This is a genomic window from Pseudomonas sp. TMW22089, from assembly GCF_022496645.1.
Taxonomy (GTDB): Bacteria; Pseudomonadota; Gammaproteobacteria; order Pseudomonadales; family Pseudomonadaceae; genus Aquipseudomonas; species Aquipseudomonas paraversuta.
On record NZ_SCFG01000004.1, the window covers coordinates 195780 to 219880 of the forward strand.

Here is a 24101-nt window from a genome sequence, read left to right on the forward strand (position 1 = left end):
CCGCTTCAGTGATCAGGCCCCCTGAGCCAAAGCTGGTCTGAATGGACGATGTCCATGGCGCAGGGTTCGTGGAATAAATCGCTCACTAGAACAAAACCGGGAGAACCCGTCGTGTCGATAACTTTACGTCCCACCTGGCGAACTCACTACGCGTTAGGCGTACTGGCTGCCATCTATGTTTTCAACTATATCGATCGGTTGCTGATGGCAATTCTGATCGAGCCGGTAAAGGCTGAATTCGGTATTTCCGATACCGGTATCGGCCTGCTTTCAGGTGTGACCTTTGCGGTTTTCTACACCCTGTTCGGCTTTCCTTTGGGGCGATTGTCTGACCGTATCGGACGCAAGAAAGTCATCGCATTCAGTTGTATTGCCTGGAGCGTGATGACCATTTTCTGCGGTTTCGCGGCCAGCTTTGCGATGCTGGTGGTGGCCCGGATCGGCGTGGCCATCGGCGAAGCCGGCGGCACTGCCCCGTCGATGGCCATGGTCTCGGATCTGTACCCACCGGAACGCCGCTCCACCGCACTCTCGGTGCTGATGCTGGGCTCAAGCCTGGGGGCGATTTTCGGCCTCGGCCTGGGCGGCTGGATCGCCCAGCATTACGGCTGGCGTTTTGCATTCGTGGTGATCGGTGCGCCGGGGATTTTTCTCGGTCTGCTATTACTGCTCACCGTACGGGCACCGAAACCTGCAATGCTGGTCAGCCCCAATCAAGTGGCGCAAGCCCACTGGGCGGTGACGGTACGCGAACTGTTCCAGACCCCGTCCTTCCTCTGGATCGTGCTCACCGGCGGTTCCGCGGCCATTGCCGGCTACGCCATCGGCACCTGGAGCCCCAGCTTTCTGATCCGCTCCCACGGCCTCAGCCTGCAGGACGCCGGGTTGCTGGCGGGCGTCGCCGGCGGTGTCGGGGCTACCTTGGGCACCCTGACCTGCGGCATCCTGTGCGACCGCCTGGCGCGTCGTGACAAAGGCTGGCAAATCGGAGTGCCGCTGCTCGGCACCCTGATCAGTATCCCCTTTGGCCTGGCCTATTTTCTCTGGCCAACCGGCACGGCATTCCATGTCGGCAGCACCCCGGTACCCAGCGCATTCCTGTTCTATTGCGTGTTCAGTTTCTTCGGCACCTGGTGGGCAACACCCTGCCTGGGCGCCATCTCGCACCTGTTCCCGGCCACACGCCTGGCCCAGGCCACGGCGATTTTCGTGATGGCCATGACCCTGCTCGGGGTGGGTGTCGGCCCGCTGCTGATCGGCATGCTCAGCGACGGCTTTGCCCACACCTTGGGTAACGAAGGCCTGCGCTACGCACTGGCGTACTGTATCTCGCTGCTGGTGCTGGCCTCGGTATTTTTGGCCATGGCCTTGCCGCGCTATCGCAACCATTTGAACAACACCCCTGCCCCAGCGCCCCTGGCTGAAGCGGTCAGTGCCTGATATTCCGGAGATTGAGTGATGACTGAACAAGACCTTCCGCTGCCCGTCGGCCATTTCGTGACACTGGACTGCGGCCTGCGCCTGCACTTTCTCGATGAGGGCAGCGGCCCGGTAGTCCTGTGGCTGCACGGCAGCGGCCCGGGTGCCAGCGGCTACAGCAACTTCAAAGGCAACTACCCGCAGTTCGTCGCCGCCGGCTTTCGCAATCTGGTGGTGGATCTGCCGGGCTTCGGCCGCTCCGACAAACCCGAAGACGCGCAGTACAACCTGGACTTCTTCGTTAACGCCATGTCCGGGTTTCTCAAGGCGGTGGGGGTCAAGCGCGCCACCCTGCTGGGCAACTCCCTGGGCGGCGCCATTGCCCTAGGGCTGGCACTGGCCGAGCCCGAGCGCGTGGAGAAGCTGATTCTGATGGCCCCCGGCGGCGTTGAAGATCGCGAAACCTACTTCAAGATGGTTGGCATTCAGCGCATGGTCGAGCTGTACAACGCCGGGCCCCTGGGCATCGAGCAGATGCGCCGGATCATGAGCCTGCAACTGTTCGACAGCTCCCAGCTCGAAGACAGCCTGCTGGCCGAGCGAGTGGCGGTGGCCGTGCACCAACCGCGCAATCTGTTCACCACCATGATGGTGCCGAACATGACCGAGCGCCTTGAAGAGCTGCAAGTACCGATCCTCGGTTTCTGGGGCACCGACGACAACTTCAACCCGGCCAGCGGCGCCCTCAAAGTGCTCAAGCATGCACCGGATGCGCGTTTTATCATGCTCAACCGCTGCGGCCACTGGGTCCAGGTTGAACACCGGGAGCTATTCAACAAGGCGTGCCTGGACTTCCTCAAAAACTGAACAGGCAACATTGACGGCGGCCTGCGGGTCGCCCTCAGCCCTTCTTATCCTGCTCGGACTGAAAAACAACAATGACAAAATTCTCTCAGTTGCTGGCACCCGGTCGCATTGGCTCAATCGAGCTGCGCAACCGCATCATCATGGCGCCCATGGGCTCCAACTTTGCCGAAGCCGATGGCCACTGTGGCGAACGGATTCAAGCCTATTACGAAGCCCGCGCCCGTGGCGGCGCCGGGCTGCTGATCATGGGGGTCTGTTCAGTGGCGTTCCCGGCGGGCACCGCCGAGCCGTTCCAGGTCGGCGTGTCCAGCGATGACTTTATCCCGGGCCTGAGCCAGCTCGCCGAGCGCGTTCACCGCCACGGTGCAAAAATTGCCATGCAGCTGCAACACGCGGGCAAGACCTCGGTACGGGATATGGCTGAAGGACGGCAACTGTGGGTACCGTCAGTGCCCCCGGTACTGCAAAGCGACATGATGGCGGCCCTGACCCCTGAGGAACTGGCCAACTTCGTCAGTTCCATGAAGCGCCGCGCCGAAGGCTCGCCCATCCGCGTGATGGACAGTGCCGACATCGGGCAAATGATCGACTGGTTTGCCTGCGCCGCCGAGCGTACCCAGCGCGCCGGTTTCGACGGTGTCGAACTGCACGCCGCCCACGGCTATATCATTGCCGGTTTTCTGTCCGGCTATTACAACCAGCGTGAGGATGAGTACGGCGGTTCGCTGGAAAACCGCGCCCGCCTGCTGCTGCAGATCATCGCTGCCGTGCGGGCCAAAGTCGGCTCGCAATTTGCCGTATGGCTGCGTCTGGACGCCGAAGAACTGCATACCCCCGGCGGCATCAGCCTGGACGACGCCAAGGCGGTGGCACGCATGGCCGAAGCGGCAGGCGTGGATGCGGTCAGTGTGTCGGCCAGTGCGCGGATCACCAGCGGCGTGGTGTTTACCGAAGCACCGCTGGTGCATCAAGCCGGCGGCTTCATGGAATGGACTGCGGCGATCAAGCGCAGCGTGCAGGTGCCGGTAATCGCCGTAGGCCGTATCGAACCCCAGGCCGGTGAAGCCGCCCTGAAGCGTGGTGATTGCGACTTTATCGCCATGGCCCGCAAGCTGCTGGCCGATCCCGAACTGCCGAACAAATTGCTCAACGATCAGGAAAGCAGCATCCGCCCGTGCATCTACTGCTACGTGTGCGTGAGCCAGATCTTCGTCAACGAGCGGGTCAAGTGTGCGGTCAACCCCATGACCGGCCACGAATTCGAATACGTCATCAGCCCCACCGCCAGCCCCAGACATATTGCGGTCATCGGTGCCGGGCCTGCCGGCATGGAGGCCGCAAGAATAGCTGCCCTGCGCGGGCATCGGGTGACCCTGATCGAACGCAGCGACCGCCTCGGCGGGACCCTGTTCTTTGCCGGGCTGGCCTATGCCGAAAACGCCCGCTTGCTGGACAACCTCAAGGTTCAGGTGCAGCAATCTTCGATTGATCTGCGCCTCAATACTGAGGCCAGCCCTGCCCTGCTCCGCGACCTGGGCGCAGACCAGGTGCTGGTGGCCGTCGGTGCCGAGCGTGCGGCCCCCGACATCCCCGGTGCAGATCAGGACCATGTCTGGAGCGGTGATGAACTGCGGCGCCTGATGACCGGCGACCGGGCGGAGGAAATTGCCAAGCGTAAATTGTCCTTCACCCAGCGCACCCTGATGAAAGCCGGCAACCTGGCGGGGGTCACCGACAGCAGCGAGGCCATGCAAAAACTGTCACGGGTATGGATGCCCCTGGGCAAGCGCGTGACCATCATCGGTGGCGGCCTGGTTGGCCTGGAACTGGCGGAGTTCCTGATCGCCCGCGGGCGCCAGGTGACCGTACTGGAAAGCGGTAGCCATCTTGGCCGCGAACTGGCCATCGTGCGCCGCTGGCGGGTGCTGCATGAAATACGCGTGCATGGCGGACAGCTGATCACCGGTGCCAGTGTGATAGCCATTGAAGGCAATCGCGTGCGCTATCAACTGGCAGATGGCAGTTCAGGACAGAGCGAAGCAGACTCCGTGGTACTGGCCATTGGCGCGCAACCCGACACCCGTTTGCTGGATGAACTGACCCGCGCAGGGTTATCGGCCAGCAGCATTGGTGACTGTCAGAGCATTGGCTACATCGAAGGGGCAATCAGCGCCGGCCACAAAGCAGGACGCGAGGCCTGAACCCGCCGGGGGCGGCATCCCGCCCCCGGCGTTGACCTGTGTTACTTCCTGAGTGCAGCTATAGTGCTGAGTTTCAAGGAGATAACCATGACTACCGACCCCCGCCATTATCGAATCGACAACATCGAATTCAACGTCCACGACATAGCGCGCAGCAAAGCCTTCTATGGCGCCGTGTTTGGCTGGACGTTCACTGACTATGGCCCTGCCTACACCGAATTCAGCGACGGCCGTTTGAGCGGCGGCTTCACCACTGGCGAGCCGGTGCGCCCGGGTGGCCCGCTGATCATTCTGTACGCCGACGACCTGGCCCTTGCCCGACAGGCCATCCTCCAGGCCGGAGGCAGCATCTCCCGCCCCGAATTCTCCTTCCCGGGCGGCAGCCGCCTGCATTTCACCGACCCGGATGGCTATGAACTGGCGGTCTGGACCCAGGGCTAGAATATAAAACTGCGCCATGACCATCGCTGGCAAGCCAGCTCCCACAGGTTCTGTAACCCCGATCACATCCCATTGTGGGAGCTGGCTTGCCAGCGATAAAGGCAACCCGACATACCGGTAATTACATCTGTAGGAGCGAGCTTGCTCGCGAGCTTCTCAAGCAGTCCACAGTCACCCGGTTTTCAATATAAGGCCGCTAAAAAGCTCGCGAGCAAGCTCGCTCCCACAGGTTCTGCAACCCCGATCACATCCCATTGTGGGAGCTGGCTTGCCAGCGATAAAGGCAACCCGACAGACAGATAATTTCATCTGTAGGAGCGAGCTTGCTCGCGAGCTTCTCAAGCAGTCCACAGTCACCAGGTGTTCAGTATGAGGCCGATAAAAAGCTAGCGAGCAAGCTCGCTCCCACAGGTTCTGCAACCCCGATCACATCCCATTGTGGGAGCTGGCTTGCCAGCGATAAAGACAACCCGGCAACCCGTTACAGCGGTAAAAACAAAAAGCCCCGTCGTTAACCGACAGGGCTTTTGCTGTTACTTGCAGCTGTTAGCTTATGACCACTTGCTTAACGCCCCATCGCCCGCGCAGCATCGGCGGTGTATTGGTCGGGAGTGAATTTGCCTTCATTGAGAATCGGGCCTTTCTTGGCTTCGTTGGTCATGCCGTAGCCGGTGTATTGCCCCGAGTTCAAGTCCATGAAGAACTGGGAACCCGCCTGCCAGCCACTCATGTCAGGGTGGTAGTAGTAGTTGACCATCGCGTGCTTCCACAATTGCCCACGGGCATCGTAGTTGTCCGCCATCACCGCGTTCCAGGTGTCTTCGTCGATGAACAGCACGCGCTTGCCGTACAGGTGGCGATAGCCTTCTTTCAGATCGGCTTCCACCACCCACACACGACGCAGTTCATAACGCATCAGGTCCGGGTTGGGATGGTTGGGGGTCAGCATGTCGGCGTATTTCACCGTCCCCGCGTTCGGCTTGTAGGCGTTGGCCGGGCTGTAGATTTCACGCTTGCCCAGCAGCTTCCAGGTGTAGCGCTCCGGCGAGCCGTTGAACAGACGGTCTTCATCCACTGTCATGGTGCCGTTGGTGCCGATCATCGGCTGGTCATAGCCATAGCCGGGCAGCAAGCGCACGCGGCGGGTCGAGGGGCTGTAGCTCCAGGCCTGACGCGGGTTGGTCTGAAAGTCGTAGGGTTCGTGGGAGATGCTGATCACACCGTTGTCACGCGCCGGTTTAAGGGTGGTGTTGTTGCCCATGGCCTGAATTTTGTCTTCGGTTTTGGGTTCAACAATCGGTGAGTTGGCCTGCGACAGGCCCCGGGCATAGGCACGCCCCCAGCCAATGCTGCCATTGGGCAGAACCGAGGCCAGATCACTGGTTTTTTCTTCGGTCCAGGCACGGGCCGGCAACTGGTGGTTCCACAACACTTCCATACCGCTTTTAGGGATAGGGAACGGGACCTGGCCCAAACCTTCAATGCCCATGCCATCGTTCACCAGCTTGGCGTTCAGGGCGTTGCTCATGGCGCGCCGGCACACGTAGTCCGGGTAGCGGAAATCACGGTGGCCCGGGTAGATGTTCATCTTGTAAGTGGTCGGATAACGCTTGAACAGCGCTTTCTGGCCTTCGGTGAGTTTGTCTTCGTACTGGGCCATGTTTTGCGCGGTGATCACCACAATCGGCTTTTCAGCGGCATAGGGATCCACTGGCTGGTCACCGGAGAATTTAACGTGGTTCCAACCCGGTACTTCGCCCAGGTATTTGCCGGTGTACGGCGGGATGGTGCCCGCCGCATTACCGGCCTGCTCAGCACCGACACAGGTCAGCTCCTTGCCCAGTTTGGCTGCCTCTGCGCCAGACACCTGGGCAAAAGCCGGACCGATGGCCAGTACGTTGACGGACATGGCGGCTGCGAGCATTACGCCTGTTCTTGTTATTTTCATGTATTGCCTCCTACGCGTAAAAGCTTGCTAAGGGGTATGCGTCCATTCTTCGCCATTTGCCGGCGACTACATCGTCCACAAAGACTACTCAGGGCGTTACCAACAACTCTTTAAGCAAACCTTTGAGCATCTTGCCCGACGCATTGCGGGCAAAAGGGGTGTGCTGGACATGGATCTGCGCCGGCACTTTGAAACTCGCCAGACGCTGGGCGATAAAGCTGCGCACCGCCTCGCTGTCCGGGGTGTCGGACGGGTCACCGCGCACCACCAGGAACACCACTTCCCCCAGCACATCGTCCGGCACCGAAAAGGCGGCGGCTTCGATCACGCCAGGCATTTCACAGGCACAGGACTCCACTTCGGCTGCGGATATTTTCTCCCCGCCACGGTTGATCAAGTCCTTGGCCCGGTCGGTGATATAGAGAAATCCTTCGTCATCCAGCAGGCCGATGTCACCGGTGTCGAGCCAGCCATCGCGCAAGGTCTGGGCGCTGGCCTGGGGCAGGTTCCAGTAACCGCTCATCAAGGTCGGTGAACGGATCCAGATCAGCCCGCTGACGCCATTGGGCAGTGGCCGGTCCGGACTGTCACCGATACGCACATCGACGATTGGCAATGGCCAGCCGGCAGCAGCCGGTTTGTAAACAAACTGATCACCGCCGATGGCCGCGCAAATCCCGTTGCTTTCGGTCAGGCCGTAACCACTGCCACCCACCGCTTCCGGTTTGCGCTGGGTCAGATGCGCCAACAGACTGCTGGACGGCGCCGCGCCCCCCAGCCCCAGGCCGAACAGGCTCTTGGTGTCGGCCGTGCCGAAACGTGGCGAGGTCAGCAGTTGCTGCATCATCACCGGCGCGCCGTTGAACTGGGTGCAATGTTCATCGCGGATCAGGTCCAGAGCCTTTTCCACGTCCCACTTGTACATCAGCAACAAGCGGCGACCGCTGCGCAAGGCCAGCAGGAATTGCGCATGCAGGCCGCTGACATGGAACAACGGCACTGCCATCAAGGTGGTTGGGGCATAGCCGCAGTTGATCACCACGCTGATACGCTCCGGCGAGCTCAGGGCACAGAACGCCCCCTGAAACTCCAGTGCCACCAGGGCCTGGCACACCGCGCCATGGGTCGACAGCACGCCCTTGGCCAAGCTGGTGGTGCCTGAGGTATAGAGGATCATGGCCGGGTCATCGGCCGTCACTTTCAGGGCCGGTGCAGTCAGCACCGGGGCCGCCAGCAGATCTTCCAGACGCTGGCAGTGTTCAGCCAGCAACTGGCCGGCGGACAGACCGACCACAATCGTCGCCAGCCCCTGTTCGCGCAAGTCGCCATCGAGCAAGTGCAGGCGCGGCTCGTCACACAGCAACAGCCGTGCACCGCTGTCCTGCAGACCATGAAACAGCTCATCGCGCAGGCCCCAGCTGTTGAGGGGGACGCACACCCCGCCGCAACGCTGAATGGCCGCAAACGCCACCAGCCACGCGGGCTGATTGCGCATGGCAATCGCCACCCGGTCGCCCTGACGCACGCCGAAACGATGCACCAGCTGGCCGGCCAGCCTGTCCACCTGATCGAAAAACTGGTTGAAGGTCAGACGCTGTTGTTCCCACACCAGAAACTCGCGCTCGCCATGCACCCGGCCACTGTCGATTGCAGCCCAGACGTGGGCAGCGGTATGCCGAAAATGTTTCGATCCGCTCCCCGGCTGGGTGACCACTTCAAAAGGTGAGCCGGCACCAGTCAATTGCTGCCAGGCGCTCTGCCACTGTTCAAGCTTCATCTTATTATTCTCCTGACTGGCAATCGGCCTAGGCGTGCGCGGGCATCAGATCTGCGTAGCGCTCGCAGTGGTAATCGGCATCCCCCAGACTCGCCTGGGCTACCCGTATGCGTTTCAGAAACAGCCCCACGTCCAGCTCATCGGTTACGCCAATCCCGCCGTGCATTTGCACCGCTTCATTGGCGACATTGAGGGCCATCTGCCCCGCTTTCCACTTCGCCAGACTGGCAAAGCGCTGGCGCTCGGCGGCGCTCAGACGGCTGTCGTCCAGCGCCGCAAGCCCGGCCATCACCGCACTGCGCGCCAGTTGTATCTGCACGTACAGCTCGGCAGAGCGATGCTGCAGTGACTGAAAGGAGCCGATCTTGACGTCAAACTGAACCCGGGTTTTCAGGTAGTCGAGGGTCATGGCGAAGAGCTTCTCGGCCATGCCCAGCATTTCGCCAGCCAGGCACACGCGGCCGCGGTCCAGGGCAATCTCGAGCGCCGGGCCTGCGGATCCGGGCTCACCCAGCAGCGCGTCATGCCCGACCTGGACCTGGTCCAGCTGCAGTCGCGCATGATTGCGCGAGTCGATCAGCGGCAGCGCCTGGACGCTCAGGCCCGGCGCATCAGCGGCCACCAGAAACAGACTAAGGCCCGCTCCTGCGCCCTTGGCGACCACCAGGTAGGCATCCGCACCCACGCCGTCGATGACAAAATATTTGTTGCCGCTCAAGCTGTAGCCGTTTGCATTCGGCACCGCCTGCAACGCCACGTTCGCCGGGTTGTGGCGTGAGCCTTCGTCCAGGGCCAGGGCCAGGCGGCGCTCGCCGCTGATAGACGCCGATAACCAGCGATCCTGTTGCCCGGCGTTACCCTGCAGGTGCAGCAACGAGCCGCTGAGCACCACGCTTGAAAGCAGCGGCGAGGCACTGAGGTTGCTGCCAATGGACTCAAATATCGGCCCCAGGCCCATGCAGCCGAAATCCAGGCCGCCGAGATTTTCCGGGAACGGAATCGCGCTCCAGCCCAGCGCCACAGCGTCCTGCCACAGTTGCGGGTCAAAACCGTTGACACCGCCCTCATCGCGCAGTGCGCGCTGGCGCGATACGGGGCTGCGCGCGGCCAGGAACTCTCGGGCGCTGTCGGCCAACAACCGGTGATCTTCGCTATAAACCAGGTTCATGCTGAGTTCCTTACTTCACGTCAGGCAGGCCAAGGACCCGCTTGGCGATAACATTGAGCTGGATTTCCGACGCACCGCCGGAAATCGTCAGGGCAAAGCTGTTTAACCAGCCGCGGGTGATGGCCTGTTCCTGGGGGCTGAAAGCGCCCTTGTCCCAGCCCAGAGCGTGATACCCCATCACGTCCAGCAACACCTCGAACTTGTCGCGTTCCTGTTCGGTGTGCACCAGTTTCATGATCGACATCAGCCCGCTGACGTCCTGCCCGGCACGGGCCTCCTGGCCCATGCGCTGGACTGTCAGGTTGTAGCTTTGCTCGTTCATGGCGCAGGCCACGGCACGGGCTGCAAGGGCCAACTCGCCCTGGCCGGATGGCTCGGGCAAGTACTCGTTGACCAGTGGCAGCAAGTGGAAATGCGTCGGCAGGCTGAACTCGCCGAATTTGGACATGGCTTTGCGTTCGTGTTGCAACAGGCGCTTGGCCAGGTTCCAGCCACCGTGCAACGGACCGATGAGCTGGCTTTTAGGCACTTTGACGGAGTCGAAAAACACCTGGCAGAACGCCGATTTGCCACTGATCAAATCAATGGGCGCAACGCTGACCCCGGGGCTCTTCATGTCCAGAACAATCAGGCTGATCCCCGTGTGCTTGCTGGCCGCAGGATCAGTGCGCACCAGGGCGTACATCCAGTCCGACTTGTCACCATAGGAGGTCCAGATCTTGCTGCCATCCACCACGAAGTGATCGCCGGCATCCCGGGCCGAGGTTTTCAGGCTCGCCAGATCCGAGCCGGCATTGGGCTCGGAAAAACCCTGACACCAGCGCACTTCGCCACGGGTCATCGGGGTCAGGAGGTTTTTCTTTTGTTCTTCAGTGCCGAATTCCAGCAATACCGGGCCAAGCATCCAGATGCCCAGATTGATTTGCGGCGGCCGGCATTTAAGACGGCGCAGCTCGCTTTCCAGCACCGCGTTGTATTCCTCGCTCAGCCCGGCGCCGCCATACGCCTGTGGCCAGTCCGGACAGAACCAGCCCTTGTCGCGCATGCGTTCGAACCACAGCCGGGCGTCGGCATTGGGAAACTCGACCTCGTTCGCACCCCACACCAGCTCGCCTTCAGGAATGGCTTTACGCTGCGAGGGCGGACAGTTGGCCTCAAGCCAGCTGCGGGTTTGCTCTCTGAACTGATCAATGGCGTTCATGGGTTTCACCTGTAAATGGTCACCTGCTGACACAACACCTGCAGGAACGAGCTATTTGTCGAGAACAGCTCGCTCCTGCGGTTAGGTGATGGGGGTCAGCGTTGGGTACGCGGCATGCCCAGGCCGAACTGGGCAATCAACTCGCGCTGAATCTCGTTGGTGCCGCCACCAAAGGTCAGGGTCACCGAGGCACGTACTTCGTACTCCAGCTCGCCTTGCAACAACGACGCCGCCGAGCCGCCTTGAATCAGTCCGTTGGCCCCGACGATGTTGCTCAGCAGCCGCAGAATCTCGATCGCCGACTCCGAGCCGTAAACCTTGGTGGTCGACGCCAGCGCAACGTCCATGCGCTCACGCTCCAGGTCAGCGGCAATCCGCAGGTTGATCAGGCGCATGGCTTCAAGCCGCGCATAACATTGCGCCAGACCGGCCCGCACCCACGCTTTGTCGGTGGCGCGAACACCTTGCTCGTCGGCCTCACGGGCCCACATGAAGACCTTGCGAAACAGCCCTGCCACCTTGTCGGACCATGCCCCCAGCCCCAGCCGCTCATGGTTGAGCTGCGCCGTGATCAACTTCCAGCCACCGTGCAACTCGCCCACCAGCATGTCCCGGGGCACCTGCACGTTGTCGTAGTAAGTGGCGGCGGTCGGGTTGCTGGTGGTCGGGATCACAGTGGTCGTAAAACCTTCAGCCGCTGTGTCCAGAATCAGGATCGATACGCCCTTGTGCCGTGGGCGCTCAGGGTCGGTACGGGCCGCCAGCCAGATGTAATCGGCCGACTCGGCGCCCGAGGTCCAGAGCTTGGTGCCATTGACCACAAACTCGTCGCCTTGCAGCCGGGCGGTGGTTTTCAGCACCGCCAGGTCGCTGCCGGCATCCGGCTCGGAATAGCCGATGGCAAAAATGATTTCGCCCGCGGCGATGCCCGGCAGGAATTTGGCTTTTTGCAGCTCGGTACCGTGGGCCATCAGCGCCGGCCCCACGGTGCTGATGGTCACGAACGGCAGCGGCGCACCGGCAATATTGGCTTCTTCAAAGAAGATGAATTGCTCGGTAGGACCATAACCCTGGCCGCCGTGTTCCTTGGGCCAGCCCACCGCCAGCCAGCCGTCACGGCCCATCTGGCGGATGGTGTCGCGGTATAGCTCGCCGCCCTCTTTGCCGCGCAATTGTTCACGCAGCTGCGGGGTCATCAGGTTCTGGAAATAGTCCCGCACCTTGAGGCGCAGGGCGTGTTGTTCGGGTGTGAGGTCGACGAACATGTGAGCTCCTTAGGCCGTACCAAGAATCAGGCCGCTGGTGGGTACGCCGGTACCGGCGGTCACCAGCACGTTCTCCACGCTGTCGACCTGGTTGACCGCAGTGCCACGCACCTGGCGTACGGCTTCAGCCACGCCGTTCATGCCGTGGATGTAGGCCTCGCCCAATTGTCCGCCGTGGGTATTGATCGGAAACTTGCCGCCGCGGGCATGGTGCCCGGCGCGGATGAATTCCTTGGCTTCACCGCGTTCGCACAGGCCGAACTCTTCGAGCTGGGGCAGTACAAACGGCGTGAAATGGTCGTAAATGATCGCCGTTTGCAGCGCCTCGGGCCCAAGACCCGACTGGCGATACAACTCTTTGGCAACCACGCCCATTTCCGGCAGGCCGGTAATGTCGTCGCGGTAGAACGAGGTCATGATTTGCTGGCCCGAGGTAATCCCCTGCGAACCGGCCTTGATCGTCACCGGCTTCTGGCGCAGGTCTTTGGCCCGCTCGGCCGAGGTGATCACCATGGCCACGGCACCGTCGGATTCCTGGCAGCAGTCGAGCAAATGCAGCGGCTCGCAAATCCAGCGTGAAGCCTGGTGTTCTTCAAGGGTGATCGGCTTGCCGTAAAAGAATGCGGCCGGGTTGGTCGCGGCAAAATCACGTACCGCCACCGCAACCCGACCGAAGTCTTCGGAGGTGGCGCCATAGGTGTGCATGTAGCGCTGGGCAAACATGCCCACCCATGACGCCGGGGTATGCAGGCCGTGGGGCATGTACCAGCCGTAGTTGACGTTTTCGAAAATCGGCGTCGAGGCGAAACCATAGCTGCCGCTGCCGAAGCGATACCACGAACGCTCGTTCATGGCGCGGTACACCACCACAACCTTGGCCACACCGGTGGCCACGGCCATGGCCGCGTGCATGATCGGCGCACAGGCGGCCCCCCCGCCATGGGGCACCTGGGAGAAGAACTTGACGTCCTTGCAGCCCAGCAAGCGGGCGATTTCGTATTCAGGGACTTTATCCACCGAGTAAGAGCTGAAACCTTCAACTTCGGACGGGTCGATTCCGGCGTCTTTAAGGGCGGCCAGGGTCGCTTCAAGTGCCAGGCGCAGCTCGGTGCGCCCTGAATTTTTCGAGAATTCGGTCGCACCCAGGCCAACAATGGCGGCGCTACCGGAAAGTGACGATTGCGTCATGTGTGCTGTCTCCCGCTATCAGGGCAGAACCAGCGTGACCGTACCGGTCACGTGGTTGCCCATCGAATTTTTGCCGCCAAGGGTTATTTCCACCGTGCGGGTGGCAGCATCCAGTCCGGTGACTGCGCCATTGAAGGTCATGCTGTCGCCGGGGTAATTCGGCGCGCCGAGCTTGATCTTCAGCGAGGCAAAACGCGCCTCGGGGCCCGCCCACTCTTCGACATAACGCTGCACCAGACCGTTGGTGGTAAGGATGTTCATAAAAATGTGCGGCGAGCCCAGGGCCTGGGCAGCGTTCAAATCATGGTGACCCGGGAAGTAGTCACGGGTGGCAATGGCGCCGCCGGTAACCAGACCCACGGTGATCGGGATCGCCAGGGCCGGCAAGGTTTCGCCGGGGCGCACATCGTCAAAGCGCTTGGTGTTCTGCAAGGTCATATTTCCATCCCAGCTTGTCGTTATGGCTCAGCCAGTCGCCGAGGCGTTCCAGGCATGCTGCCGATCCACCCAGGGCACAGCCCAAAGCGCGGCTCCAGTAGAGAAAGCGATGCATCGGGTACGTCAGATCGACGCCAATGCCGCCGTGTACGTGCTGGGCGTTGTGCCCGATCAGATGACCTGCTTCGCAGGCATGCCAGGCGGTGGCCAGGGCCTCGGACGGCGCGGGCAAGCCGGCATCCAGGCGATAGCACAACTGCCACAGATTGCTGCGCAATGCCTCAAGGGCGATGTGCGCGTTGGCCATGCTCATTTGCACCGCCTGAAAACTGCCGATGCTGCGTTCGAACTGACGTCGCTCGCTGACATACTCCACGGTGCGACGGATCTGCTCGGCGCTGACCCCCAGCTGCAATGCCGCCAGTGCCGCGATGCTGCGTGGTTCCAGCCAGTCCAGGGCGCAGGCCGGCAGCAACTGTTGCGAAGTGATAAACAGCCCGTCGATGGACAAGTCAGCCACCGCTTCGCCATGGGTCATACGGCCCGGCACATGGCTGATCGCCGCAGCGCCCAGCTCGACAAATGCCAGCCGCGGCTGACCCTCGACGCTCACCAGCAGCAAGGCCGCCTGTGACTGTCCGGCCAGAGCCAGGCCGGCCACCCGACCGTCAAGGCTCCAGCCCTGGCCCTGCGCAGTGGCCTGTAATTGCAGGCCCCGGGCACCGCTCAAGCCCCCAAGGTCGAGGGTCAACAAGACGCGACCGGCAGCCGCATCCGTGGCCCATGCCTGCAAGACCGGATCAGCCCAAGCGGCCAGGGTTGCTGCGGCCAGTTGATGGCGCCACAACGGCACTTGCCCCAGAGCCCTGCCCTGGGCCTCGAGCACCGTCAGCAACTCGGTCATGCCCAGCCCGCTGCCGCCATGGCTTTCAGGGATGGCCAGGGCCTGCAGCCCGGTCTCTGTGCACAGTTGCCACAGCGGCTCCATAAAGGCATGTTCGCTGGTGTCGAACTGACGCAAGCGGTCATCGGTGCAGTAGTCGGCAAATACGCTACCGGCCATTTCGGCGATAGCGTGTTGATCTTCGGTGAATTCGAAATCCATGCTCGCTCCTTACTCGGCTGCCGGTAAAGAAAGTGCCCGGAACAACGGCAACGTCAGTTCGCCGTCGAAGGTCTTGAACTCAAGTTGCAAGGGCATGCCGATGCTCAGCTCTTCGCGCTTGACCCCCACCAGTCCGGCCACCAGGCGTACGCCCTCTTCCAGCTCGATCAAGCCGATCGGGTTGGGATGGTCGAACGGCGCGACTTCGGGGTAATGCATGATCACGAACGAATACAGGCTGGCGCGGCCGCTGGCCTGCACGCTGTCCCAGTCGAACGAATGGCACTCGATGCATACCGGCGCCGGTGGATGGCGCAGGGTCTGGCACTGGGTACAGCGCTGGATCAACAACTTGCCCGCATCGCAGCCTTCCCAGAAAAACCGCGTGTCATCGCTCATGCCCGGCTTGGGGCGCTTGACCACAGGGGCGGTTTCAACTTTTGCCGGGGCCGCTTCAGCCGCCTTGGGGTTGGCCGGACGGAATTTGAATACCCGGAACAGCAACTCGCCGACTTCCTCGTCACCGCTTTTGTGCTCAACGAAGTAGCTCATCACCAGGGTGACAAAAAATCCGGTACCAAGACCGGTGGTTTTTTCGTCGCCCACCGAGTCCAGCCGGGTGGTGTAGTAGAGCTTTTCCCCCGGACGGACGTTGCGCTTGAACGTCAGTTCGGAGTTGACCGCCACCACCGAGCCATAGCCATACGACTCAATCAGCTTGAGCACTTCGTAGGGGTTTTCGGTGGTCGAGCCCGGTGCATAGTTGTTCAGGTGAAAGCCTTCCATGCACCACACCTGCAGCATTGCAGGTGGCGCCACCAGCCCGTCCTGCACGCTGTTGGCGGCAAACAACGGGTCGGTATAAAGCGGGTTGTCCACGCCCATGATCTCGCACCACTGGCGGATCATCGGGGCGTTGACTTCGTCCCAGGCGTAGACGCGACCATATTCACGCCCCACCAGGGCGCGCACGTCGGTTAGCAATTGAGAATCAGCCAAGTTCGTCTCCTGCAAATTGAGAGCGGCAACCCACTGGCCGCCGCTGAAGGTCGATCAGTGAGCAGCGCTTTGCGCCGCACCCAAAAATGCCGGACGTTCGCCGCCGCCGTGCAGCAGCAGATTGCAGCCGCTGGCATACCCCGCCATGGGCGAGGCGATAAACAGACAGGCGTTACCGATGTCCTCGGGCAGCGCCATGCGCCCTGCCGGGATCCCGGCGCTGACTGCGGCAATGCCGTGTTCATCGCCGTAATGCAGATGCGCCTGCTCGGTGCGTACCAGCCCCGGGCTGACCGCCACCACGCGCACTTTGGGCGCCCACTCCACCGCCAGCGATTGCACCAGTGCCAGTATCCCGGCCTTGGCCGCGCCATAGGCCGCGGTCCCCGGGGAAGCGCGCAAGGCGCTGATACTGCCGATAAACACAATGCAACCGCCGCCATCCTGTTGCTGCATCAAGGCATTGGCCTGTTGCGCGACATTCAGCGGGGCGATCAGGTTGAGGCGGATAATGCCTTCGTGAAAACGTGGCGAAGCGCTGCCGGCATCGGCGGACGGACTGCCACCGGCGTTGTTGATGACCACATCGAGGCGACCGAAGTCGGCAGCAATCCCCGCAAACATGGCTTTAAGCGAATCCACATCACGCACGTCGCAAGCCATGAACAGCGCTTGCGCAGAACCTGCCTGCGGCAACGCCTCAGGTGCAGTCCTGCCGCACACGATCACCTGCGCCCCGGCCTCCAGAAAGCTGCGGGCAATGCCTGCACCGATGCCTTTGGTACCGCCGGTGACCAGCACCACTTTGCCGCTGTAGTCCAGCCCTGAGAGTTGGCCCATGACGAGCTCCTTTTTCTACTGATGGAGCCACTCTAGGGGCAATCCGGGGGCTGCTCGTCGTCTGAACGGACGATGAAGCGCCCTCTTGCGAACGCAACAATCCAGCGCACGCTGTGGTGACAGCCCCTGTTAATGAGGAACCCCATGTCAGACCCATCTGCCGCGCCGGTACTGCTTGAATTCCCGGCCCCGGGCGTCGCTTTGCTGCGGCTTAATCGCCCCCAGGCCACTAACGCCCTGAGCCTTGAGCTGCAAGCCTTGCTGTCACGCTATTTCACAGAGCTGGCCGAAAACCCCGAAGTGCGCTGCATCCTGCTGACTGGCGGCGACAAGGTGTTTGCTGCGGGCGGCGATATCAACAGCATGGCCGGTGTCGGCCCGATCGATATTTACCAGCGCCATACCGAGCGGGTCTGGGCCCCCATCCAGCACTGCCCCAAGCCGGTGATCGCGGCGGTGTGCGGTTACGCCTACGGCGGCGGCTGTGAACTGGCGATGCTGGCCGACATTATTGTGGCCGGGCGCAGCGCGAAATTTTGCCAGCCGGAAATCCGCATCGGGATCATGCCGGGAATCGGTGGCACCCAGCGTCTGGTGCGCGCCGTGGGCAAGGCCAAAGCCATGCGCATGGCATTGACCGGGCAGCCGATCACCGCCGAGGAAGCCTGGATCTCCGGGCTGGTCAGCGACCTCGTGGATGATGACCAGGTGCAGGCCCAGGCACTGAAGATGGCGACGTTGATCGCTGCGATGCCGCCACTGGCTGCCGAGCAAATCAAGGAAGTGATTCTGGCCGGGGTCGATGCCCCGCTGGAGACCGGCCTGGCCCTGGAGCGTAAAGCCAATGCGTTGCTGTTTGCTTCGCGGGACCAGAAGGAAGGCATGCAGGCGTTTATTGAAAAACGTGCGGCGGTGTTTGAAGGCAAGTAAGGGCGCGCGCGCGCTTCGAAGACAATGCTGGCGATGATCCACGCAATCAGCCAGGTCGCTGCAGGAAACCCGCCGCAGTCTCATGAACTGCGGCAGGTTAGCCCGGCACGCACCAGCCGCTTTATTCCAGAGCTGACCTAACGTCGTACATTCATGAAATTATTAAAGTAATTTGTCCTGAACGCTCCGCCTATGGTCCAGGCGACTTCGTCTGCAGCAACAGGAACCACATAATCAAAAAACGCCCTGTTGACCGGATTCTGCATAGTTTGAAAACTGATACCTGCTGCATGCCTTCTGAATTCCGGGGTGAAGGTTCTCAATCTCTCAGGATCGATCCCGTTGAGGTGCAAATCCACCGGCAGGTTTCTGGCCCGGCCATGGGTTGCGATTACCCTGACCTCACGGACATAAGATGGATTGTTGGCGAACACAGGGAAATTGACACCGCCGCTGGTAACGGTGTGACCGGGTACAGTATTGAGTGGCAAGGGTAATGTTGGCCTTGGATGTGCGCCTTGATAATAGGCTCGCACTTCGTTGAATGCCTCCATGCTGCTGATACTGTGGTTATAGGCCGAAACAGGAGCCGCACGGCTCAATGGGTCTGCTGATCCGGCAATGTCCATATGGCGAATTGCGCGCCATGCCTCGCCCTGATCCACGGCCTGGAAAGCCAGAGTTCGCAGGCTCAAGGGCTGGAATCTACCGGGTGGAAACCCCTGGCCCCTGCCCCCTGCATGTTGCAGTTTGTACTGCCAGCTGCCCACGAACTTGCCGGCCTTTTTGACTCCCTTGGCCGCAGCCCCGGCCATCGATGGAGCCGCCGAGGCCAGCCCGGTTGCCATGCCCACCCAGCCCAGAATCCGTCCGGCGTTTTCATTGCCACTAGCCAGCAAGGCTATCGAGGCCACGTCCGCTGCCAGTGACACCACACTCAAGGTCGCGGTGGTGACGGCCGTTACATAGCTGGCGGTCAGCGCCGCCGTAGGCGCCGCCAACGCACCCAGGGAGGCCACGGTGCCGACCAGTGCCAGCGCGAGACCGGCCGCCGGCAACAGCCAGTCCAGCCACGAGTGGCCCGACGGATCGATGCGGTTGACTGGATCCCCGGCGCAGTAGGCATAGCCATTGAGGCCGCCTTCGCCGAAGGGGCTGAGGCTGTCACGGCTGTGGAAGCGCATCAGTGCGGGGTTGTAGATGCGGTAATCACCGAGGAAATACCAGCCGCTGTCTTGCTCGCGCAAGGTGCCGGCGTAACCCAGTCGGCTGGCACCGGGCTGGCTTTGGCCGTAGGCGCCGTAGACCGGGGTGTTAATCCCGTCATTGGCCTCAGTGGTTATCGAACCCTGGGCGTCGGTGCCCAAGAGCATCACTTCGCGCACCGCCGATGCAAGACGGCTTTCAGCCACCGGGACGTCACCGGCCCGCACCCAGCGGATCTGGGTGTTTTCACCCACCTCGCAACTGAGTTGACCGCCGGTGTGGTAACGCCAACGCGGGCCGGTAGAGTCTTCGGTCTTGATGATGTTGCCCGCCGGGCCGTAGTACCAACGACGCAGGCCTGTAGGCAGAGTAACCCCGATCAGTCGGCCCAGGGCGTCGTAGCGCAGTGGATTGCCGCGCTCGTCGCGTTTGAGATTGCCCAGCGCGTCGTACTCCAGGGTTACCGGTGCCGGGTAATCGCTTCGGCTGTGGCTGAGGCTAAGCAGCTGGGTGAGATCGGCGGGGTTATAGGTAAATGTACTGATATTGCTGGCGCTGGCGTCGGCAAACACCGTTTCCAGTCGACGAATATTATCGAGGGCGTCGTACTGGAAGTGTTGCTCGCGGTAGGTTTTGCCGTGGGCATCGTCGGGCAACGACGGGCCTGCAAGGCGATGGGCAATCACCCGTCCGCGCAGGTCGTAGTCGAAGCTTTCACTACGCACCAGAACACCGTCACGGGTCAGTTCGCGCTGGGTCAGCTCGCCGTCTTTGCGCCATTGCTGGGTCTGGATTTCAAGGGACTGTCGGGTGGGCGTGCGGGTAGCCGTTTCTCGGCGGGCCGGGCGGCCCAGGCTGTCATAGCCAAGGGTTACGGTCATGTCTCGCGAGCCGTCTATAGATTGCGTGCGTTGCTGGTGAATCCGCGAGGCTGCATCGTAGGTGACGCTAATAGTGACGTCGGGACCTTGCTGCACGCTCAAACGCCCGAATTCATCGTACTGGCAGCGTTGTTCGGCACCGTCGGCATCGGTCAGGCGCGTGACTTTGCCCGCCGGTGTAGTGCTTTGCTGTTGCGAGCGCGGCTGGTCGCCGTGCCAGGCGTAGTCGGCTTTGCTCAGTTGGCCTGAGGGCGACCAGTGATCTTTTTGCAGACCCAGATTGCCCCGGGATTCCAGCAAACGGCCGCTTAGCGGATCGTATTTATTGAATACGCTGATCCCGGGCGCTTGCAGCGACAGCAATGCGTCGCCCAGTTCCGGTTGGCGCTCACTCTGCACTCGGGTTCCATCTGGCAGAATCCGGGTATGGGCGTGGATTTGTCCTTCGGCATATTCCCATTTGGAGACACCCTGCCCGACCTTTTCCCACACCAGTCGGCCCAGGCCGTCATATTTACGCTCGCCCAGCAGTACTTCATTAGTGCCCAACGACGGATGAGTGATCGAGACCGTGGCCGGTAAATCACCGTCATGGCCTTCGGCGTAGGTGCGCTTGATGACACTGCCGTCGGGCAGGGTGGTGGACAGTAGTCGGTCCCGCGCATCCCACTGCTGTCGGGTCTCCAGGCCCATGGCATCGGACTGGCTGATGCAGCGGCCAAGGCCGTCATAGGTCCAGCTCAGTTCGTGCTGAAGTACGCCATCGGCGCAATAGAGTTGTTCTTTAAGGGGGCGTCCATCGAGGCTATGGCTGGTCACGGTTTTGGCCCCGGCCACACCCTTGGCATCGGTCTGCCAACTGCTGCCGGTCAGGGCTACCGGGTCGGCCAGGGTGTGCTGGGTGACACCGTCCGCGCCGGTTTCGGTCAGCACATTGCCCCAGTCATCAAAGGTGCGTTCGGTGGTCAGGCTCAGGGCCGGGACGTCTTCGTTACCGGGATCGTAAGTCGTTTCACGGAACACCCGGCCCAGCACGTCATATTCGGCGGTCCAGGCGGTATAGGTCTCACCGCTGTCGGTTTGTTTTTCACGGCGGATTTCCCTGGCCATGCCATCGAGCCAGACAGTTTCCTTACGCCCGGAAGCGCCGATTCGGGTCTGGCAGCGCTCGTTCGCTGACAACGAATAGACCCAGTTGACCTTGGCCTCGAAGGCTGAATCCGGAGCCGCGACTTCCTGAGTCACACGGCCCAGGGGATCGTGGGCAAAGGCCAGGCGCAGCTGCTCGTCGGTCTGCTCGGTGACCATCAGGCCCGAGTACAGATCCTGGGAGGATTGGGAGCTGGATTTATGTCCGTCGTGGCTGGTGATCGTGACGTTTTCCTGCAGCACCGCCCGCTCCTTTGATCGAGCGTTGCGGGCCAGATTCAGGGTGTAGCTGTAGGCCCGGGTGGTGCCTTTACCCTCTACGGTTCTGGTTTCGCTAAGCATGCGAGCGTGATGGGGCGAGGTCGGATCGTTAATGAAATTTTGCGTCGAGCGGCCCAGCTCACTAAATTTTTCACCTTCGACCAGCAGTAGCTGTTCCTCGCTGCTTTGAACAAAGGTAGGCAATGCAAACCCCGGAGCATCCTGACGTACCGGCAGCGCCTGATAACGGTAGCGGGTCTGCTTGACCGGGCCTTCGGTGCCGGGTGGCGGACTGACGGTACGACTTTTCAGGCGGGTGATGCGGCCCAGTGGGTCGGCCGGGCAGTTGCCGGTCTCACCGGTTACCGGGTAGTACTCTGACTCTTCTATTCCACCCAGGGCATTGCGATGCCACACCGGGTTACCCAGTTCGTCGTAGCGGGTTTCTTCCTCGGTAACAAGTTCTCGCAGTACCCGTTGGCCATCCAGCTGCGCCTTACGGGTAATGACCTTGTGCGGGAACTGGAAATACGGCAGTTGCCGGGCAATGGGCAGCCACGGCTCGTCGTAATAGGTGGTTTCAGTTTCTTGCAGGGTCTGGCCCTGTAGCGTGCGTTCACGGGTCAGCAGGTGAAAGCGGTTAAAGGTGCGGGACACTGTTTGCAAAACAGTACCCCGGGCATCCATCAGGGTTTCGGTGGAGCCATAAAGGAAATCGCCGCCCCCGGTCAGGTGGTAGAGATTGTCCTCGCGGTTGCGCCACTGGCGCACTGCCGGCCAACCAAAATAGTTATTGCTGCCGTACAGGCCGTAGTCATAACGCACCAGCTGCACCGGTTGGCCGTCCCCCGGGTCTTTGCGGGTCTGACTGACCACCGGCATCCGCGCAAACGGCGCCCCTGCAGGCAGGTTGAGCCCGTTGGCGTCGCTATAGGTCACCTCTTCGGTGCTGCCGGTGGGCTGGGTGCATTTGCTCAGCAGCAACAGACCTGAATCACTGCGGCTGTATTCAAACTGCCAGCCACTGTCGGGAAGTCCGTCCACCGTCACCCGGCGCAACTGCCCGGAGACCCGGTGAAATGACATCACCACCTGTGCGGGGGTGTCCGGCTGTAAGGTCAGACGGGTTTGCTGGCCTTCGTAGGAAAGCGCCAGCACCGTACGGCCCCGGGCATCGCTGACCTTTTGCAGGTACGCCCCATTGCCAACCGAGCGCCAGTCAAAATTCAGGGCGCTGCCATCGGCCCCCACCAAAGTGCTGACCACCCACAGGCTGGCATGCCCCGGCAAAGGAATCAGGCGCTCACAGCTGCCGTCGTTATGCCGGACCCACATTTCCTGACGCTGAACGGCCACTGCGACTACCGGCAAACGCACATCGGGAAAGCGCATGTTCTGGCCAACAATCTCACCGCGAAAACGCTCGCCGGAATTGAGTTGCAACTGCTGGCTGGCGCCATCCCAGGAGGTGGTGCCGAGCATCCAGCCCAGACCGAAGCCCTGATCTTCGCCCATCAGCGGGCTATGGCTCAGGCGCAACTGGCTGATGGGCCCGCGCAAATCGTTGGCGGCGCCGGTGGGCAGGGTTATCGAGGCCGAGAACGCACCGGTGCGCGGATCGACGCCGGCACTGATGCTGCTCATAAAGTTGTAGGCCCCGGAATATACGTCGCCACTGCTGAGCAGGCTGGCGGCGGACTGGATATCGGGGGTGTGCTCAGATAAATCAGGCATGTTCGCTACTCCTTGGTTCGCTGAAAGGAGTCGCAAAATAGAATCTCTGACTTGAGGGTAACAATGAGCAAGGGCTGTAAGTGATGCCGCTACAGAAAGAAATGAGAGCCGGATCAGTTCCTCAACGACAGCAGAGTTCAGAACGCTGCACCCACACAAACTTTGAGAGTAATCCTATATAAGCACATTTCCTTACTCGCTAACTTACCAGGCTGCAGACTTGCTACATTGAACAGCAACCGTTCATTTATAGACTTGCCAATAACCCTATTGAAATTTGCCCATGGCATCCAATGAACGGCCACCTGCCACTCACCACAACTAAACAATGACCGATATATTACCCAGGGAGACGGGGATGGGCGGCATCATTTACAGGCATAAATTTGTTTTCATCAAGTCGATCAACCCTGCGGCGGAGCATGCCATTCTCTTCGCTCACGGAGGCATCAGACGCTCTCAGAAGGCCTATGCGACACCGGTGATTGTGCCTAAAGGAAGAAAACTGGTTTATTACGCCTACCACTCTGAAGATACAAACACCGACGTGGGGTGGCGCCTGCTATTGAATAACAGTACTTACAACCCCGCACGCGAACCTAAAAACATTAATCCTAAAGAATTCATCCACGCAGACAACACCACGTTTAACTACACACTGAGCAACGCATTCGAATCAGAGCTGGCATTACCCACTGCTCATCATGATGTGATCGGTGTCATCACAAGAACCTATATGCAAGAGGTTTTTGAAGCGATATCAATTTACCGGCCAGCCATTAAATATATTCACTGCATACATTGCAGGGCCGTTTACAGGCACCGTGGCAGTGAGCGACTGTATTTCGAACAACCTCAGATTTATGACGAGGTGGTTCGAAGTACTCAAACGCAAAAAGGGTATTACGACCGAGCCTGGGAGTACCTGTTCGGTTAATAAAAACCGATCGAAGGTTCTGCTGCCATGACCCGGACATGTATTTCTGCCAGAGCTGATTATTGACCCTGCGGTTTCAAGCGGGGGGACAGGCGCTTGGGAGCAGAGCGCAGGTGCTGTGGTGGTTAGCCCCAAACACCTGCCTG

Annotated in this window: 17 protein-coding genes; 6 read left to right on the plus strand and 11 right to left on the minus strand. The window is 61.0% G+C overall.

Features of this window, described 5'->3' with window-relative positions:
* Positions 1 to 111: 111 nt before the first annotated feature.
* The 4 genes from EQV90_RS06385 to EQV90_RS06400 all read left to right on the plus strand — a co-directional run bounded on the left by EQV90_RS06385 (position 112) and on the right by EQV90_RS06400 (position 4928).
* Positions 112 to 1440 carry an MFS transporter gene (locus tag EQV90_RS06385; RefSeq protein WP_240877900.1) on the plus strand — a complete coding sequence of 443 codons (1329 nt, stop codon included), beginning with the start codon at positions 112 to 114 and terminating at the stop codon, positions 1438 to 1440.
* A gap of 18 nt (positions 1441 to 1458) precedes the next feature.
* Positions 1459 to 2286: an alpha/beta hydrolase gene (locus tag EQV90_RS06390; RefSeq protein WP_003445107.1), complete on the plus strand. Its 828-nt coding sequence runs from the start codon at positions 1459 to 1461 to the stop codon at positions 2284 to 2286.
* A 71-nt stretch (positions 2287 to 2357) separates the two neighbouring features.
* Positions 2358 to 4487, plus strand: a complete 2130-nt coding sequence (locus EQV90_RS06395; protein WP_240877901.1) for an FAD-dependent oxidoreductase — start codon at positions 2358 to 2360, stop codon at positions 4485 to 4487.
* A gap of 87 nt (positions 4488 to 4574) precedes the next feature.
* Positions 4575 to 4928, plus strand: a complete 354-nt coding sequence (locus tag EQV90_RS06400; protein ID WP_160627478.1) for a VOC family protein — start codon at positions 4575 to 4577, stop codon at positions 4926 to 4928.
* Positions 4929 to 5493: 565 nt separating this feature from the next.
* Here the strand turns inward: EQV90_RS06400 and EQV90_RS06405 are convergent.
* The 10 genes from EQV90_RS06405 to EQV90_RS06450 form a co-directional block, all read right to left on the minus strand.
* Complete coding sequence (locus EQV90_RS06405; protein WP_003445096.1) at positions 5494 to 6852, minus strand: DUF1329 domain-containing protein; 1359 nt, start codon at positions 6850 to 6852, stop codon at positions 5494 to 5496.
* Positions 6853 to 6964: 112 nt separating this feature from the next.
* Positions 6965 to 8653: a class I adenylate-forming enzyme family protein gene (locus tag EQV90_RS06410; protein WP_240877902.1), complete on the minus strand. Its 1689-nt coding sequence runs from the start codon at positions 8651 to 8653 to the stop codon at positions 6965 to 6967.
* A 28-nt stretch (positions 8654 to 8681) separates the two neighbouring features.
* Positions 8682 to 9821, minus strand: a complete 1140-nt coding sequence (locus EQV90_RS06415; protein WP_003445094.1) for an acyl-CoA dehydrogenase family protein — start codon at positions 9819 to 9821, stop codon at positions 8682 to 8684.
* A gap of 10 nt (positions 9822 to 9831) precedes the next feature.
* Complete coding sequence (locus EQV90_RS06420) at positions 9832 to 11022, minus strand: acyl-CoA dehydrogenase family protein (RefSeq protein ID WP_003445093.1); 1191 nt, start codon at positions 11020 to 11022, stop codon at positions 9832 to 9834.
* 95 nt (positions 11023 to 11117) lie between these two features.
* On the minus strand, positions 11118 to 12287 hold the full coding sequence (locus EQV90_RS06425) for an acyl-CoA dehydrogenase family protein (RefSeq protein WP_003445092.1): 1170 nt from the start codon (positions 12285 to 12287) through the stop codon (positions 11118 to 11120).
* A gap of 9 nt (positions 12288 to 12296) precedes the next feature.
* Positions 12297 to 13475 carry a lipid-transfer protein gene (locus tag EQV90_RS06430; RefSeq protein ID WP_003445091.1) on the minus strand — a complete coding sequence of 393 codons (1179 nt, stop codon included), beginning with the start codon at positions 13473 to 13475 and terminating at the stop codon, positions 12297 to 12299.
* Between the two features lie 18 nt (positions 13476 to 13493).
* Entirely contained in the window at positions 13494 to 13913 is a 420-nt protein-coding gene (locus EQV90_RS06435; protein WP_003445078.1) for a MaoC family dehydratase, read from the minus strand.
* On the minus strand, positions 13885 to 15018 hold the full coding sequence (locus tag EQV90_RS06440; protein ID WP_160627472.1) for an acyl-CoA dehydrogenase family protein: 1134 nt from the start codon (positions 15016 to 15018) through the stop codon (positions 13885 to 13887). Before EQV90_RS06440 ends, EQV90_RS06435 begins: the two co-directional genes overlap by 29 nt.
* Positions 15019 to 15027: 9 nt before the next feature.
* Positions 15028 to 16017, minus strand: a complete 990-nt coding sequence (locus EQV90_RS06445) for an OB-fold domain-containing protein (RefSeq protein WP_003445073.1) — start codon at positions 16015 to 16017, stop codon at positions 15028 to 15030.
* Between the two features lie 54 nt (positions 16018 to 16071).
* Positions 16072 to 16857 carry an SDR family oxidoreductase gene (locus tag EQV90_RS06450; RefSeq protein WP_010656632.1) on the minus strand — a complete coding sequence of 262 codons (786 nt, stop codon included), beginning with the start codon at positions 16855 to 16857 and terminating at the stop codon, positions 16072 to 16074.
* Positions 16858 to 17001: 144 nt separating this feature from the next.
* Between EQV90_RS06450 and EQV90_RS06455 the strand changes: the two genes are divergently transcribed.
* Positions 17002 to 17787, plus strand: coding sequence for an enoyl-CoA hydratase (locus EQV90_RS06455; protein ID WP_003445069.1), 786 nt, complete (start codon positions 17002 to 17004; stop codon positions 17785 to 17787).
* A 137-nt stretch (positions 17788 to 17924) separates the two neighbouring features.
* Here EQV90_RS06455 and EQV90_RS06460 read toward each other — a convergent pair whose 3' ends face one another.
* The gene (locus EQV90_RS06460) at positions 17925 to 23018 is read right to left on the minus strand and encodes an RHS repeat-associated core domain-containing protein (RefSeq protein WP_240877903.1); all 5094 of its coding nucleotides are present in this window, start codon (positions 23016 to 23018) and stop codon (positions 17925 to 17927) included.
* 358 nt (positions 23019 to 23376) lie between these two features.
* Here EQV90_RS06460 and EQV90_RS06465 point away from each other — a divergent pair, with 358 nt between their 5' ends.
* A complete protein-coding gene (locus tag EQV90_RS06465) occupies positions 23377 to 23955 on the plus strand; it encodes a putative adhesin (RefSeq protein ID WP_127195625.1) in 579 nt (192 codons plus the stop codon).
* Positions 23956 to 24101 lie beyond the last annotated feature (146 nt).

Excerpts from the sequence above, each read along its gene's own strand:
- EQV90_RS06450 (WP_010656632.1), bottom strand. The coding sequence starts at position 16,857 with ATGGGCCAACTCTCAGGGCTGGACTACAGCGGCAAAGTGGTGCTGGTC.
- EQV90_RS06395 (WP_240877901.1), top strand. The coding sequence starts at position 2,358 with ATGACAAAATTCTCTCAGTTGCTGGCACCCGGTCGCATTGGCTCAATC.
- EQV90_RS06425 (WP_003445092.1), bottom strand. The coding sequence starts at position 12,287 with ATGTTCGTCGACCTCACACCCGAACAACACGCCCTGCGCCTCAAGGTG.
- EQV90_RS06415 (WP_003445094.1), bottom strand. The coding sequence starts at position 9,821 with ATGAACCTGGTTTATAGCGAAGATCACCGGTTGTTGGCCGACAGCGCC.
- EQV90_RS06390 (WP_003445107.1), top strand. The coding sequence starts at position 1,459 with ATGACTGAACAAGACCTTCCGCTGCCCGTCGGCCATTTCGTGACACTG.
- EQV90_RS06435 (WP_003445078.1), bottom strand. The coding sequence starts at position 13,913 with ATGACCTTGCAGAACACCAAGCGCTTTGACGATGTGCGCCCCGGCGAA.
- EQV90_RS06455 (WP_003445069.1), top strand. The coding sequence starts at position 17,002 with ATGTCAGACCCATCTGCCGCGCCGGTACTGCTTGAATTCCCGGCCCCG.
- EQV90_RS06465 (WP_127195625.1), top strand. The coding sequence starts at position 23,377 with ATGGGCGGCATCATTTACAGGCATAAATTTGTTTTCATCAAGTCGATC.
- EQV90_RS06405 (WP_003445096.1), bottom strand. The coding sequence starts at position 6,852 with ATGCTCGCAGCCGCCATGTCCGTCAACGTACTGGCCATCGGTCCGGCT.
- EQV90_RS06400 (WP_160627478.1), top strand. The coding sequence starts at position 4,575 with ATGACTACCGACCCCCGCCATTATCGAATCGACAACATCGAATTCAAC.
- EQV90_RS06440 (WP_160627472.1), bottom strand. The coding sequence starts at position 15,018 with ATGGATTTCGAATTCACCGAAGATCAACACGCTATCGCCGAAATGGCC.
- EQV90_RS06410 (WP_240877902.1), bottom strand. The coding sequence starts at position 8,653 with ATGAAGCTTGAACAGTGGCAGAGCGCCTGGCAGCAATTGACTGGTGCC.
- EQV90_RS06460 (WP_240877903.1), bottom strand. The coding sequence starts at position 23,018 with ATGCCTGATTTATCTGAGCACACCCCCGATATCCAGTCCGCCGCCAGC.
- EQV90_RS06420 (WP_003445093.1), bottom strand. The coding sequence starts at position 11,022 with ATGAACGCCATTGATCAGTTCAGAGAGCAAACCCGCAGCTGGCTTGAG.
- EQV90_RS06430 (WP_003445091.1), bottom strand. The coding sequence starts at position 13,475 with ATGACGCAATCGTCACTTTCCGGTAGCGCCGCCATTGTTGGCCTGGGT.